This is a genomic window from Herbiconiux daphne (assembly GCF_024979295.1).
GTDB lineage: Bacteria > Actinomycetota > Actinomycetes > Actinomycetales > Microbacteriaceae > Herbiconiux > Herbiconiux daphnes.
The window spans coordinates 1-674 of record NZ_JANLCJ010000439.1; the positions used below are offsets into that span (position 1 = coordinate 1).

Annotated in this window: 1 protein-coding gene; it reads left to right on the forward strand. The window is 57.9% G+C overall.

Annotation, left to right across the window (positions count from 1 at the left end):
- The coding region (locus tag N1032_RS25720; protein ID WP_259543452.1) for a hypothetical protein at positions 1-652 on the forward strand (652 nt) is incomplete at its 5' end.
- Positions 653-674: the final 22 nt, after the last annotated feature.

Genomic DNA, 674 nt, shown 5'->3' on the forward strand with positions numbered 1-674 from the left:
GTACCCCAACGATCCGCTGATCCCTGGCGGTGTTTATACGTGGGGCTTCGTTAACGCGCATAACAGTGGCGACCCGGAAGCGTTTAACAGAGGTCTGCGGGATCCGCACACGATCCCGACCTGGACAATCCCAACGGTTAACGGCGTCCGCTTTACCGGGTCGTCTAACCGCGAGACTATGACCGCGACCGTGGCACCGACGGCGGCAGGGTTGACCAATCCGGCGACAATCTCCATTACACTGCGAAACCGCAACGGCACCCCGGAAGTGTCGAACAGTCAGTCGAACACGTTCACGGTAGCGCGCCCGGTGTTCACGGCGGTCAGCCATAACACCTATATCGGGCAGGAGTTTAAGATCGCGAACCTGAGTGTGCCGGACGCTTACGGTCGCATTCAACCGATCGCGATCAGCGTACTGGGCACGGGCGCGTTCATGACAACCCGCGTCGATCCGCTAACCGGCGATATCTTCGCAACCGGTGTCGCCAACGTGACCGACCAGGCGCTGACCGTTCAGTTAAATTATAAAGCGCCGGGCGTCGACACGCTGCAAACGCTGACGTTCCTGATTAAAGTTTCCGTCAGCGAAATGATCCGTTTCCGCGCGGGTGAAGGCATGGCAGGCGATCCGCTGACCTATTACAAATAAGGTGACCACATGAAACCATTAA